The 13,388-nt window shown below is 61.9% G+C and carries 12 protein-coding genes; 2 read left to right on the top strand and 10 right to left on the bottom strand.

Annotated elements, in window-relative coordinates; all coding sequences use genetic code 11:
- Nucleotides 1-2: 2 nt before the first annotated feature.
- The 10 genes from AU175_RS15975 to AU175_RS16020 form a co-directional block, all read right to left on the bottom strand.
- The gene (locus AU175_RS15975) at nucleotides 3-608 is read right to left on the bottom strand and encodes a DUF6994 family protein (RefSeq protein ID WP_066291861.1); all 606 of its coding nucleotides are present in this window, start codon (nucleotides 606-608) and stop codon (nucleotides 3-5) included.
- Nucleotides 609-1,216: 608 nt separating this feature from the next.
- Complete coding sequence (locus AU175_RS15980) at nucleotides 1,217-1,732, bottom strand: hypothetical protein (protein ID WP_066291864.1); 516 nt, start codon at nucleotides 1,730-1,732, stop codon at nucleotides 1,217-1,219.
- Between the two features lie 479 nt (nucleotides 1,733-2,211).
- Nucleotides 2,212-3,222, bottom strand: coding sequence for a hypothetical protein (locus tag AU175_RS15985; protein WP_066291867.1), 1,011 nt, complete (start codon nucleotides 3,220-3,222; stop codon nucleotides 2,212-2,214).
- A 595-nt stretch (nucleotides 3,223-3,817) separates the two neighbouring features.
- Nucleotides 3,818-4,792: a class 1b ribonucleoside-diphosphate reductase subunit beta gene (gene nrdF / locus AU175_RS15990; RefSeq protein ID WP_066291871.1), complete on the bottom strand. Its 975-nt coding sequence runs from the start codon at nucleotides 4,790-4,792 to the stop codon at nucleotides 3,818-3,820.
- A 93-nt stretch (nucleotides 4,793-4,885) separates the two neighbouring features.
- Nucleotides 4,886-7,006 carry a class 1b ribonucleoside-diphosphate reductase subunit alpha gene (gene nrdE, locus AU175_RS15995; RefSeq protein ID WP_066294290.1) on the bottom strand — a complete coding sequence of 707 codons (2,121 nt, stop codon included), beginning with the start codon at nucleotides 7,004-7,006 and terminating at the stop codon, nucleotides 4,886-4,888.
- Nucleotides 7,007-7,059: 53 nt separating this feature from the next.
- Nucleotides 7,060-7,464, bottom strand: coding sequence for a class Ib ribonucleoside-diphosphate reductase assembly flavoprotein NrdI (gene nrdI / locus AU175_RS16000; protein ID WP_066294293.1), 405 nt, complete (start codon nucleotides 7,462-7,464; stop codon nucleotides 7,060-7,062).
- A 196-nt stretch (nucleotides 7,465-7,660) separates the two neighbouring features.
- Nucleotides 7,661-7,906, bottom strand: coding sequence for a glutaredoxin-like protein NrdH (gene nrdH / locus AU175_RS16005; protein ID WP_013601222.1), 246 nt, complete (start codon nucleotides 7,904-7,906; stop codon nucleotides 7,661-7,663).
- A 384-nt stretch (nucleotides 7,907-8,290) separates the two neighbouring features.
- Nucleotides 8,291-9,661, bottom strand: a complete 1,371-nt coding sequence (locus AU175_RS16010; protein WP_066291874.1) for a class I SAM-dependent methyltransferase — start codon at nucleotides 9,659-9,661, stop codon at nucleotides 8,291-8,293.
- Nucleotides 9,658-10,389, bottom strand: a complete 732-nt coding sequence (locus AU175_RS16015) for a DUF1365 domain-containing protein (RefSeq protein WP_066291877.1) — start codon at nucleotides 10,387-10,389, stop codon at nucleotides 9,658-9,660. The genes AU175_RS16010 and AU175_RS16015 overlap by 4 nt, the downstream gene beginning before the upstream one ends.
- A complete protein-coding gene (locus AU175_RS16020) occupies nucleotides 10,386-11,762 on the bottom strand; it encodes an NAD(P)/FAD-dependent oxidoreductase (RefSeq protein WP_066291882.1) in 1,377 nt (458 codons plus the stop codon). Before AU175_RS16020 ends, AU175_RS16015 begins: the two co-directional genes overlap by 4 nt.
- A gap of 125 nt (nucleotides 11,763-11,887) precedes the next feature.
- Here AU175_RS16020 and AU175_RS16025 point away from each other — a divergent pair, with 125 nt between their 5' ends.
- The gene (locus AU175_RS16025) at nucleotides 11,888-12,805 is read left to right on the top strand and encodes a LysR family transcriptional regulator (RefSeq protein ID WP_066291885.1); all 918 of its coding nucleotides are present in this window, start codon (nucleotides 11,888-11,890) and stop codon (nucleotides 12,803-12,805) included.
- Between the two features lie 45 nt (nucleotides 12,806-12,850).
- Nucleotides 12,851-13,357: a DUF2004 domain-containing protein gene (locus AU175_RS16030; RefSeq protein ID WP_066294294.1), complete on the top strand. Its 507-nt coding sequence runs from the start codon at nucleotides 12,851-12,853 to the stop codon at nucleotides 13,355-13,357.
- Nucleotides 13,358-13,388 lie beyond the last annotated feature (31 nt).

Here is a 13,388-nt window from a genome sequence, read left to right on the forward strand (position 1 = left end):
GCTCAGGTTGTGCGTCGATCGTCTTGTTGCGTAAACGGATGAAATCCCTGCTGCGTTGTAAATACTGAGGTAGTCGGCGGGGGCTTTGAAACTGCGGATGTCAAATTGTCGAACGGGTGGAAGAACCGGATGGTGCCATCCTCATTGATGAGGTCCGGCAGTAGGAAGAATTCAACGTAGCCGTCCAAGTCCTTGACCAGGGCGAAGAAGTCTGAATACCTGTCCAGGACTTCTCCGAATTTGTTCGAAGGCTCGCCTGAATAGTGGCGGCGGATGCCTTCCAGGGTCACGTCGAAGCGGTCGGGGATGCCCGGATTGCATCCCCCTGCATTATTCACCTCCATTCTTCTGCCGATGCGGTTGCCAAGAAACATGAGGGCGCTCCCGGCGGTGTAGCCGCCGTATTGTGGCAGTTCATGGTCCGTAATCTTCGCTATGGCTTTGGACGCCTTGTCGGTCAGTCTGGTGGTGATGGCGTCGCTGGCCAGAAGGAAGACACCCAGCTCGGACCGGTGCACGAGGTACCGGCCGGGCTCTTGTACCAGATCGAAGCCGCCCCCGCCGTAGGGGAGATCCTTACTCCACAGCAGCTGGTGGTGCCTGCGCAAGGTCGGGCTGTGCTTGTCGGGCCTCCTTTCCCGGCGGAGTAGCCGACCGGTAGTCAAAGGACGTATCAACACCTGCGGTCATGTAACCTCTCCCGTACTTGCCGGGTTCAGGGGACAGGCCGTCACAGGTTCCGCTGCGTCGAGGATACTGAGTGGCCGGCTCCCCGCCGCCACAGAACGAGACATTACCTCGCAGCCGCTCTCCGGGGCGTTCGCCGCACGCATGTTGCGGGCATTGCATTCATAACGGCATCGACACGAATGTCAGTCTGACCGGAGCCCACGAGGACGGCTTGAATGGTAGCCACCTGTGAGCGTTGATGCCATCAATATCGGGGTCAATTCCAGGAGGCCGGGATGGTGTCAAGAGTGAAGTTTATCGCTAGTTTCGCAGGGACGCCAGAGTCGAAGGAAAGCTGATCCGGGACCCGCGCGCAAGCACGACGTGGAGAGAACGACGGTCCGGAAGGCCCTAAAATCCGCTCTGCCGCCGGAACGAAAGACCCTGTAGCCTCCTCGCCGCGCCTCGCTCCGTCCGAGGCTGCGAGTGACGCGATGCTCCTCAAGGACACGACGGCGCCGCGGAAGCAGCGCAGAGTTCGGTTCGCTTAGCGTGCCCACCAGGGGCTTATTTTGGCAAGGTGTTGCGCCACAGAGGCGCTGTATGCTTCTTCGGCTTGCTTGAGACCCGAGAGGTTGACGTCGGAGGTTGGGATAACCATGTTCGAATCCTCGGTGATCGGGGGGACGCGCCAAGCGTCCTTCATAGCTGTACCCGCCACTGCGCGCATCTGGGCTACCAACTCAGCGTACTTATTGCCCACGTCAGATGATTCTGCTGCCGTCCAAGCAAGGTAGTAGCTAAGCTTCTCCTGGGTTGTGCGGATCTGTTCGGAAATCCGGACCCGTTCCTCGGCCGGCTTGTCGGCGTTCCGCCGACGTATGACGTAGGGATACTCCTTGTACTGTGCGTACGCAGCGAAGGCTTCGGCGAAGACCGTGCGCACACGCGCTCGTTCTTCTTCCCGGCTCCTACGACGAGCGAGGACGATGTTGATCGTTGCCGTCAGGAGGGCTGCGATGACTGCACTGGTGAGAAGGAGGGAGGGGTTGATGCTAATCATGGCCAGCGGGTGTCGTTCTTTCTATTCGTTCCGGTTTCAGCGAGGGGTATGGGCGATTTCATCACCGGGCCATTCCCCGGTTCGGCGATACCACTCTTCTTTGATGAGGTGGGCCGCGACGTGGCCAAGGAGGATTCCCGCACCGTCAGTTGGCCACCATCGCGCCTCAGGTGGATCGTAGGGGTACCACATACATAGGCTTTGATCGGGATAACGGTGAGGGGATTCTTCCGGGCCATCGACGAACACGCGTGGTACTCCGGGTGATCCCGGAGAGAAATAAATTTCCACACGTCTCAAGGGCAGATCTGGCGGCCGGATAGACAGCTGAAGGCCGAACCCGCCGCGGTAGGCATATCGCGGCCTGATGCTGCACGCTGTCGGGTCGATTCGGTTGATCGCACGGAGGAAACTGATCCTTTTCGCCGGGGCCGCGAACCACGGCGGCTCGCGCCAGGGCTGCTTGGCGGTTATCGTGCTTATCCGCCGTAGGAGCGGGTGGGCGGGATGGTGGCCGTGATGCCGGAAAGGCCAAGGGCAGCTGCAGCTACCGGTTGGCGACGCGAGAGAGACTGGGCCGCTGCCGCCAGTCCCCGCGACTTTTCTGCATCGACGTAGTTCCAAAAGACCCGGTTCAACGCTGCATAAACGTCACTTTCATCCGTGTCGTTTTCAAGCGCCTCGGCAAGCGCATCAGCGGCTTTCCGAAGGCGTCGCCTCACATCGTCCGCGGGCCGGAGAAGTTTGAGGTTTACAGATACACCGAGCGGGTCCGGAGTTGCCTGGTGCAATTCGAGCCTGCTCGCTGCACCACTGAACAGGGCGTGGAGGCCGACGGGCACTCCCATCCCTTGTTCGACGAATTCATGGGCCCACACACTCAGCTGGAATGAAGAAACTCCAGGGAACACAAACTGCATATTCCAGGCCTTTGCCAGACGGATGACCTTCCGGCGGATGGACCGCGGCGAAGAGCCAACGGAGTTGAGCAGTGCAACATGGCCCTCAGGGTCAGAGGGCTCCCATGTGTTCTTTTTCAGGTTTGGAATCCACAGCCCGCTGCCTTCTTTCCGGGTCAGGGCAACAACCAAGTCGACGGTGGGATTCTGGTTGTTTACCGGCGCCCCGAACGTGACTTTTGGACCCCGTTTGGAAGTATAGATGCGTGCATTCGGATACTGCTCTCGAACAAGGGGGCCGATCAAGTCACACAGTTCTGCAACAATCTCAAAGGGCGGTTCATCCCTGCCTTCGGGTCCAAGCGCCGGATAGAAACGCCGGTCGAGAACGACGCCACCGTCCCCGTCAGAGACAGGGTTGATCATAGTGTGGGCTGCCAGCGACCCACTGGCATAGGTACGCAGACTGCCATATAGCCCAGCGGAGGCATCACGGACAAGCCGAAGACGGTTTCGTGCTTCACCCAGCGCGTCCGGGTCGGCATCAATCTGGGTCCTGACGTCATCGAGGACGTCGGCCGTGTTTCCCAAGGAAATCTCCTGTCAGTAGTTTCCTTCTCAAAGCGGATTCTTGTGCGCTGCACCGTGCCCGCCTTACCCGGCGGCTCGACCTGGCCCACGCAAGAACCTTGGACGCTGGGGGCCTTGCTCGATAAGTATTGACGAAGCGATTTTGTGACGTGCCTTCACCGGGCACTCCCCGGTCGATAGGGGTCCCAAGGACGTGCCAGAAGAAATAGCCCCGAAGAAATGCCCACGCCACCAGCCAGACAAGCTGTTGCCCACGATGAGCCAGAGTTCGCAGACGAATCGGGTTGCACGCCATATCAAGGGAGTGATGACTACTCACGAGTTGGGAGACTTCCAGCTACCCGCGCTGTTTTCTCCGAACCAGCGTCTCATGTCTTCCAACTGGCCTGCATCGCAACCCAACTTCACGTTGCCGAGTTTGAGTCCCACTTACTCAGGTAGGGCCTGGTCTCAGCAACGGGCATGGCCGGCCAAGATAGTTGGCCCCGCGCCAGTCTGTTTGTCAGGGCGCCGACTATCTTGTCAGTTATGCCAACTAAGTTGTCATCTCACATCACAACGGGGCATTACAACGCTGAGGGGACCTTGTTGTGTGCTAGAAGTCCCAGTCCTCGTCCTCGGTGTTGACGGCCTTGCCGATCACGTAGGAGGAACCCGACCCGGAGAAGAAGTCGTGGTTCTCGTCAGCGTTCGGGGACAGCGCCGAGAGGATAGCCGGGTTCACGTCGGTGACGGAGGCTGGGAACATCGCCTCGTAGCCCAGGTTCATCAGCGCCTTGTTGGCGTTGTAGTGCAGGAACTTCTTGACGTCCTCGGCCAGGCCCACGCCGTCGTAGAGGTCGTGCGTGTACTGGACTTCGTTCTCGTACAGCTCGAACAGCAGCTCGAACGTGTAGTCCTTGATCTCCTGCTTGCGTTCCTCGGACAGGCCTTCGAGGCCCTTCTGGAACTTGTAGCCGATGTAGTAACCGTGCACGGCCTCATCGCGGATGATCAGGCGGATCAGGTCAGCCGTGTTCGTCAGCTTCGCCCGCGAGGACCAGTACATGGGCAGGTAGAAGCCCGAGTAGAACAGGAAGCTCTCCAGCAGCGTGGAGGCCACCTTGCGCTTCAGGGGGTCATCGCCCTGGTAGTAGTCCATGACGATCTGGGCCTTCTTCTGAAGGTTCTCGTTCTCGGTGGACCAGCGGAATGCCTCGTCGATCTCCTTGGTGGAGGCCAGCGTGGAGAAGATGGAGGAGTAGCTCTTCGCGTGCACCGACTCCATAAAGGCGATGTTCGTGTACACAGCCTCTTCATGCGGGGTGAGCGCATCCGGAATCAGGGAGACAGCGCCGACCGTGCCCTGGATGGTGTCCAGCAGGGTCAGGCCGGTGAACACGCGCATGGTGAGCTGCTGCTCGGCCGGGGTCAGGGTATTCCAGGACTGGACGTCGTTGGACAGCGGCACCTTCTCGGGCAGCCAGAAGTTGTTGACCAGGCGGTTCCAGACGTCAACGTCCTTATCGTCCTGGATGCGGTTCCAGTTGATTGCTTCGACATGCGTCAGCAGCTTGACCTTCTCGGTCATGTCATCCCCTAAAAAGTTGGGTTGTTTCTTTGAAGTAAAGCGTACGACGGCGGGCGGGCACCCGCCGTCGTACTGGCACGATTTAGTTGAAGGTCAAAGCATGCACGAGACGCAGCCCTCTACCTCAGTTCCCTCCAGCGCGAGCTGGCGGAGACGGATGTAGTAGATGGTCTTGATGCCCTTTTTCCAGGCGTAGATCTGGGCCTTGTTGATGTCGCGGGTAGTGGCGGTGTCCTTGAAGAACAGCGTCAGGGACAGGCCCTGGTCCACGTGCTGCGTGGCGGCGGCGTAGGTGTCGATGACCTTCTCGTAGCCGATCTCGTACGCGTCCTGGTAGTACTCCAGGTTGTCGTTGGTGAGGTACGGCGCCGGGTAGTACACGCGGCCCAGCTTGCCTTCCTTGCGGATCTCGATCTTGGACGCCACCGGGTGGATCGAGGAGGTGGAGTTGTTGATGTAGGAGATCGAGCCCGTCGGCGGTACAGCCTGCAGGTTCTGGTTGTAGATGCCGTGCTCCATGACCGAAGCCTTCAGCTCGCGCCAGTCATCCTGCGTGGGAATGTGGATGTTCTTGAACAGCTCCGCAACCTTCTCGGTCTGCGGCACCCATTCCTGTTCGGTGTACTTGTCGAAGAACTCGCCCGAAGCGTACTTGGACTTCTCGAAACCGCCGAAGGTCTGCCCGGTCTGGATAGCCAGCTTGTTCGAGGCGCGGAGTGCGTGGAACACCACCGAGTAGAAGTAGATGTTGGTGAAGTCCAAGCCCTCTTCGGAACCGTAGTGGACCCGCTCGCGGGCCAGGTAGCCGTGCAGGTTCATCTGGCCGAGGCCAATGGCGTGGCTCTGGTCGTTGCCGCGGGCGATGGACGGCACCGAGGTGATGTTGGACATGTCGGACACTGCCGAGAGCGAGCGGATGGCCGTCTCGATGGTCAGGCCGAAGTCCGGGCTGTCCATGGTCTTGGCGATGTTCAGCGAGCCCAGGTTGCAGGAAATGTCCTTGCCCGTGTCCGCGTAGGACAGGTCATCGTTGTACGTGGTGGGCTGCGAGACCTGGAGGATCTCGGAGCACAGGTTGGACATGATGATCTTGCCGTCGATCGGGTTGGCCCGGTTCACGGTGTCCTCGAACATGATGTACGGGTAGCCGGATTCGAACTGGATCTCGGCGAGGGTCTGGAAGAACTCGCGGGCCTTGATCTTGGTCTTCTTGATCCGGGAATCGTCCACCATCTCGTAGTACTTCTCGGTGACCGAGACGTCGGAGAACGGCATGCCGTAGACGCGTTCGACGTCGTACGGCGAGAACAGGTACATGTCCTCGTCCCGCTTGGCCAGCTCGAACGTGATGTCCGGGATGACGACACCCAGCGAGAGGGTCTTGATGCGGATCTTCTCGTCCGCATTCTCGCGCTTGGTGTCCAGGAACCGGTAGATGTCCGGGTGGTGCGCGTGCAGGTACACGGCGCCGGCGCCCTGGCGGGCTCCGAGCTGGTTGGCGTAGGAGAAGCTGTCCTCGAGGAGCTTCATCACGGGGATGACGCCGGAGGACTGGTTCTCGATCTGCTTGATCGGGGCGCCCACCTCGCGGATGTTGGTCAGCGCAAACGCCACGCCGCCGCCGCGCTTGGACAGCTGCAGCGCCGAGTTGATGGACCGGCCGATCGACTCCATGTTGTCTTCGATGCGGAGCAGGAAGCAGGAGACCAGCTCGCCGCGCTGCTTCTTGCCGGCGTTCAGGAAGGTGGGGGTGGCCGGCTGGAAGCGGCCTTCGATGATCTCGTCCACCATCTGCAGGGCCAGCTGCTCGTCGCCGCGGGCAAGGTGCAGCGCCACCATGCACACGCGGTCCTCGTAGCGCTCCAGGAACCGCTTGCCGTCAAACGTCTTCAGCGTGTAGGACGTGTAGAACTTGAACGCGCCAAGGAAGGTCTCAAAGCGGAACTTCTTTTTGTACGCGCGGTTGAAGAGCTCGCGGATGAAGTTCATCGTGTACTGGTCGAGGGTCTCGCGCTCGTAGTACTGGTTCTTCACCAGGTAGTCGAGCTTCTCTTCCAGGTCGTGGAAGAACACGGTGTTGTTGTTCACGTGCTGCAGGAAGTACTGGTGCGCGGCTTCGCGGTCAGCCTCGAACTGGATCTCGCCGTTGGGGCCGTACAGGTTCAGCATCGCGTTGAGCTCGTGATAGCCCAGCCCCTTGTAGGCGGCGGGCATCTCGGGCTTTTCGACGGCGGCGCCTGCGCGGGTGCCCTGGCCTTCGGCCCTGGTTACTTCTGTGTCTGCGACAGTCGTGTCCAAAACGTGTCCAATCCATTGTTGACGCGGGCAACGTCGTCTGGCGTGCCCATAAGTTCGAAGCGGTAAAGCCTGGGGACCTTGCATTTTGCGGCGATGATGTCCGCCGCCATGCAGTAGTTGTCCCCGAAGTTTGTGTTGCCTGCACCGATGACGCCGCGGATCAGTTTCCTGTTCTGCGGGTTGTTCAGAAAGCGGATGACCTGTTTGGGCACCGATCCCTCTCCCCCGGTGCCGCCGTACGTCGGCACAACCAGCACAAACGGCCTGGTGGCGAGAAGGGGTGCGTCCTTTGGGTACAGCGGGATCCGGGCCAGTTCGCGGCCGAGTTTTGCAACGAAGCGGCTGGTGTTCTCGGAGGTGGAGGAAAAATAGATGAGCTGGCTTTGCGTGGTGACGGGCTCCGGGGGAACCGTCTCGTCCTCGCCGGCACTATCCCGTCCGGCGCGCTGAGCCGCGTCGACGGGATTGTCGGTTTCACCATTCGCTGTGAAGGAAGCCCCGGCTGTTGCCAGTGCCACGGGAGTCACCTCAGCTGCATCGAAGGTTGCCTGACGGCAGGAAAAATGGGCCCTAGGCCACGGAGGAAACGGCGGAGAGCGCCAGTTCCTCGATCTTGTCCGGGCGGAAGCCTGACCAGTGGTCCTGGTCAGTGACCACAACAGGAGCCTGCATGTAGCCCAGTGCCTTCAGGCGCTCAAGGGCCTCGGCGTCCTGGGAGATGTCCACGCTCTGGTAGGTGATGCCTTTCTTATCCAGTGCGCGGTACGTTGCGTTGCACTGAACACAGGCCGGCTTTGTGTAAACCGTAACGGTCATGGTCCCTGTCCCCTTTGTTGAAAACTTGCTCATCCGGTATCCGGCTCAAGCTGTATGTAGATACTACATGTAGTGCAGACGGCTCTCTGGAACCCCAAGATGATGTATTACAAGTATGTCATTTAATGCAGTTTTAATCCACAGGAGAGGCACTGCAAAATGTCCGGGAATCCGCGGATTTCGGGGACGAAATCCACACCCTGTGGAGTACTTAGCCACATTTATCCCTCAGCGTGTCGCCTCATGGACGGCGTGTCGCGCCCGGTTCCGGGGGCACTGGATGTTGTGTATGGCACCAAGAAAGGGGCCCCGAAGCGACCTTCGGGACCCCTTGAAGTGACCAATCGCACGAGAGAATACAGCAGGCCCGCACAATCACGGCAGCTAGAGTTGCACCTCCCGGCGGTCGAGCACGATCTGCTGGACGTCCAGATAGCCCGACTGGAAACCTGCCCGCGAGTAGCAGAGGTAGAACAGCCACATCCGCTGGAAGACCGCGTCAAAGCCAAGCCGGCCGACTTCCTGCGAACGGGCCATGAAGCGCTCTTCCCAAAGACGCAGTGTGGCCGCGTAGTGGTCGCCCATGCCCATCCGCTCCCGGACCCGGAGCGTCGTATGCTGCTGCGTCACTCCCTCGATGGCGCGCACCGAGGGCAGGAATCCGCCGGGGAAAATGTACTTGTGGACCCAGGTGTAGGCGTTGCGGGTGGCAAGCATGCGCCCGTGCGGCATGGTGATCGCCTGGATGGCCACCTTGCCGCCGGGTGCCAGGACACGGTCGATCGTCTGGAAGTAGATGGGCCAGTATTCGTAGCCCACCGCCTCGATCATCTCAACGGAGACGACGGCGTCGAACTCGCCTTCCACAGCCCGGTAGTCCTGCAGCGCCACGGTGACCTGATCCGCGTAACCGGCTGCGGCGATCCGCTCCTGGGCCAGGGACTGCTGCTCGCTGGAAAGGGTGACGCTGTACACGGTGGCGCCGCGTGCCGCTGCCCGCAGTGCCAGCTCGCCCCAGCCTGTGCCGATTTCCAGCAGGCGTGTCCCTGCCTTCACACCGGCCTTGTCCAGCAGCCTGTCGATCTTTGCCTGCTGTGCTTCCGCCAGGGATTCCCACGGGACGGATGCCAGGGCTCCGGCATCGGCCGGGAACAGCGCCGACGAGTAGCTCATGGTGGTGTCCAAAAACTTGGAGAAGAGCCCGTTGGAGAGGTCGTAGTGACGTGAAATGTTGCTGCGCGTGTTCTGCTCCTCGTTGCGTTCCTGCCGGGGCGTCCGGGGCAGGTAGAGGGTCCGCAGTTTCTGCAGCGGGGCGGGGATCAGCGTGTCCACGGACGCCGCGAAGACCTCCAGCACGCCCGCGAGATCGGACGCCTCCCAGTCCCCCGCCATAAACGACTCACCCAGACCGATCAGGCCGTTGTCCCCGATCCGGGCCTCGAACGCGCCCGGCCTGACCATGCTCATGACGGGAGCGTCCGCACCGCCGGTCCCCAGGACCGAACCGTCCGGGTAGGACACGAGCAGGGGCAGCCGGCGGACAGCCGCTTTGAACAGCAGGCCCGCGGCCTTGCCCGCCACCAGTGCCTTGCTGCCCGACGGCGCGTGGGCAACACCGGGCCATATGTCCGGATCGATGATGGGCGGCGCTGCCGGTACCCCGGCAGCGTTCCATCCCGTCACCTGGTGGCGCAACGCTGGCTTGGCGGTGGAAAGCTCCGCGGCTGCAGCTCCGTTCTCGTCGGTCATGGTCATTGGACTGCCTCCTGTGAGGGGTGGTGTGGTTTCTTGACGACGGGCAGGCGTTTGGCCCAGAGTTTGATGCCCTGGATTCTGATCAGGGCGGATACCAGCATCGGCGCGGCCGGGAGGGCCAGTGCCACTGCGAGGATGTTTTGGACCGTGGCGGCGTGCCGTTCTCCGTCCATGGTGGCGATAAACGGCCGGTGCCCTTCGCGTTCCAGGACAATCGATACGGCGAGCCGTTCGCCCGGTGCTGGCAGCTTCATCCGGTACTGCCCGTCAACGTCGTTGAACGGTGAAACGTAGAAGGCCTTGGGCACGCTGGCCCGGCCGGAGGAGTCGGTCTCCAGCAGGTAGCAGTGCCGTTCACCATAGGTGTTGTGGACTTCTGCGACGACGCACTGCAGGTCCCCGGACTGCCGGTAGCACCAGAAAAGCGTGAGCGGGTTGAAGACGTGGCCGAACACCCGGGCGCTGGTCAGCATCCGGATGGTCCCGCCGTCGGGCTCAAACCCGCGGGTCCGCAGGAACCGCTCAACATTGGCGCGGATGGTTGCCGAAGGATCGCCCAGGTGGTCCCCGGCCCGGAAGTCCGCCAGCGGCCGCAACAGCCACGGCAGGCGCGGGATCCGGTCAACGTCAACGAACCAGCTGTAGCTGCGGTACGTGAACGCGTTCTTCAGGGGTGTGTGCCGCACATGCGATATCGAGGTGCGGTAGATGGCTGCGGTGGAAGTCATGCAGGCTCCGCTGCCACCAGCAGTTCAGGCTCCCCTGCCGTCCCGGGAGCAGTCCAGCTCCGGCCCAGGGTCGCAGCGGCGCGGACACCGGACAACGCACCGTCCTCGTGGAAACCCCAACCCAGGTAGGCACCGGCGAAAGCCACGCGGTGGTCGCTGAGCCCGGCGATGCGCTGCTGCGCTCGGAGTGAGTCGGGCGTGTACTGCGGGTGTTCGTACACCATCCGTTCGAGCACCTGGTCGTCGGCAATGAGTTCGGACTCCCCCAGGCTGACCAGATAGGGACGGCCGTCCGAGGGCTTGAGCCGCTGGAGCCGCGTGAGGTCGTAGCTGACCAGCACTTTGTCCGGACGGGCATCGCAGCCGGGGAGCCGGTAGTTCCATGAGGCCCTGGCGTTGTCGGCGGCGGGAAGGACCGCCGGATCGCGGTGGAAGACGGTGTGGTTGACGGAATAGGGCATGCCGCCCAGGGCGTCCTTCTCCTCCGGGCTGGCGTCAACAAGGATCCCGAGGGCCTGCGCCGGGTGGGCGGCAATAACCACGGCGTCGAAGTTTTCCACGCCTTTCCCGGTGGTGATTTCCACGCCGTCGGTGTGCCGGCGGACGGCAGTTACCGGCGTGCCCAGCCGGATGTCCGGCAGCGTTGCGGCGAGCTTCTCCACGTACCGCTCCGAACCGCCTGTGACGGTGCGCCACTGGGGCGAACCTTTGACGCCGAGCATGCCGTGGTGCGCCAGGAAGGTAAACAGGTACCGTGCCGGGTAGGACAGTGCAGTGGCAGGATCGCAGGACCAGACGGCACTGACCACCGGCGTCATGAAGTGCGAGATGAAATACGGGCTGAACCGCTCCTGCACCAGGAATTCGCCAAGGGTCAGCTCCGGCACCGGGGTTCCGTGGCCAGCGCACGACGTCGGCGCCGTCTCGAGGAGCGCGCGCGCCCGGCGGTAGAAGCGCATGACTTCAACGAGCATCCGGAGGTAGCGTCCACGCAGCAGGCTCGACGGGCGGGCGATAATGCCGCGGGCCCCGCCGCGCGCACCGGCGTACTCCAGGCCGCAGCCGTCGCAGCGGATGGACATGCTCATTTCGGAACCCTGGGTTTCCACGCCCAGCTCGGCGAACAGCTTGAGCAGTGTGGGATAGGTCCGTTCGTTGTGGACGATGAAGCCGGTGTCAATTCCCAAAGCAGGGCCGTCCTGCTGGGGCACATTGTGGGTGTGGGCATGGCCGCCCAGGCGCGTATCCGCTTCAAAGACGGTGACAGTGTCCTGCCGGTTAAGGACGTAGGCCGCCGTCAGTCCGGCCACTCCGCTGCCGATAACTGCGACGCGTCTGCTCGCTCCGCCACTCCAGGCTGGGGTCGGTGACAATTTTTGCTCCTCTGCTGAACACTTGCCGTCGGATAGTCACCGGCAGTTCGGAACCGTGAGGGCTCAGGATGGGTGCGGATGCCGGCTTCTTTTTCGCTTGCAGGCCGGCAGAGTAGTGTGGGCGGGTGGTCAATCCCGTACATCTGAAGACACTGCTCGAAGTAACGCGGCTCGGCTCCTTTACCGCCGCCGCGGCCCGGCTGGGCTACACTGCGTCGGCCGTTTCGCAGCAGATGTCCGCCCTGGAACGGGACACGGGAGTGGTCCTCTTCCAGCGCTCGGCCCGCAGTGTGGTCCCCACCGAAGCAGCCGTGGTGATGACCCGGCACGCGGCCAAGGTGCTCACGGACATCGAGGCACTGATGGCAGCCGCTTCCAGGACGCAGGACAGTGCCAGCCAGGAATTGCGGCTGGGGATCTTTCCCAGCCTGGCCACTTACGTCCTCCCCCGGATCCTGCAGAATCCGGCGTGGAAGAACCTGGGGATCGACCTCAGGGTCTCAGTGGCGGAACCGTCCCAGACCATCCAGGGGCTGCGGACCGGCGGGGAACTTGATGTGGCATTGGTCTTCCAGGTGGGCCAGTCCGGGCTGGCATGGCCGCACACGATCAACCGGCAGTGGATCGGGGACGATAACTTCCGCGTGGTGCTGCCCGCCGGCTGGGGGTTCCGCTCGGACGCGAAGGTTGCCGCGGACCACCTGTCCGAAATGCCGTGGATCATGCACCATCCCGGGACTCCGGACGCCGTCGTCATTGAACGGCTCTTCGCGAGCTGCAACCTGCATCCCCGCGTGGTCGCGTACAGCGACGATTTCCATGCCAGCGTGGAGATGGCGGCAGCCGGACTGGGCGCCGCACTGGTGCCGGAACTGGCACTGAGGCACCGGCCGGCCGGGGTTGTGGTCCTGGACGTTCCGGAGATCAGGCTCGCCCGGAACGTTTTTGCGCTCCTGATCAACGAGAAGAAGACAGCCCGGGTGCAGCTGTTCGTGGACCTGCTGGCCGAAACATTCGCAGGCCTGGGGACAACAGGCAATTAGGGCCGAATGCTGGAACGGACCGCTTTTCGGGTCTATGTTGAAGATATGAACAGGGTAGCGAGCCAGCACTTTGGAGAAATCGAGCTCAACCACGGTGAGGATCACAACATCGCCGCCAAACATGAGCTGCGTGGAACCACGCTGGAACTGGACCTGAACATTAATGCGCATGACCATTTTGACGAAGCGGCCATGCACAAGGTGGACTACCGGCTCCGCTACCTTCCCGAACTCGTTGATGAGGTCCGGGACATGATCGCAGAGGAACTGGAGCAGGAAGGCACCAGCCCGCAGGAGTACCTGCGCTTCCACTGCAACGCCCTCAAGGACGAACACCTCAAGAAGGTCTTCGGCGTCGAGGACCGCAGCCAACTAACCAACGCCGTGTTCCTGAAGGCCCTGAAACTCGGCCACGTCGGCATCTATCCCGGCCAGCCGGAACGCTACTTCGTCCTTGATTTCACGCTGGGCTCGCACTTCACCGACGAAGTCCTGGTGGTGTCCGCCGACGAGGATGGCGTGGTTGACGACGAGATCCTCTGGGAATCCTGAATCGATTGACCCCTACCGTCCCCTGCTTTGC

Source organism: Arthrobacter sp. B6 (assembly GCF_001663775.1).
Classification (GTDB): Bacteria; Actinomycetota; Actinomycetes; order Actinomycetales; family Micrococcaceae; genus Arthrobacter.

What these genes read in the sequence shown, in the direction of transcription:
- AU175_RS15980 (WP_066291864.1), bottom strand. Translation starts at nt 1,732, where the DNA reads ATGATTAGCATCAACCCCTCCCTCCTTCTCACCAGTGCAGTCATCGCA.
- nrdF (WP_066291871.1), bottom strand. Translation starts at nt 4,792, where the DNA reads ATGACCGAGAAGGTCAAGCTGCTGACGCATGTCGAAGCAATCAACTGG.
- nrdE (WP_066294290.1), bottom strand. Translation starts at nt 7,006, where the DNA reads ATGCCCGCCGCCTACAAGGGGCTGGGCTATCACGAGCTCAACGCGATG.
- nrdH (WP_013601222.1), bottom strand. Translation starts at nt 7,906, where the DNA reads ATGACCGTTACGGTTTACACAAAGCCGGCCTGTGTTCAGTGCAACGCA.
- AU175_RS16010 (WP_066291874.1), bottom strand. Translation starts at nt 9,661, where the DNA reads ATGACCATGACCGACGAGAACGGAGCTGCAGCCGCGGAGCTTTCCACC.
- AU175_RS16015 (WP_066291877.1), bottom strand. Translation starts at nt 10,389, where the DNA reads ATGACTTCCACCGCAGCCATCTACCGCACCTCGATATCGCATGTGCGG.
- AU175_RS16030 (WP_066294294.1), top strand. Translation starts at nt 12,851, where the DNA reads ATGAACAGGGTAGCGAGCCAGCACTTTGGAGAAATCGAGCTCAACCAC.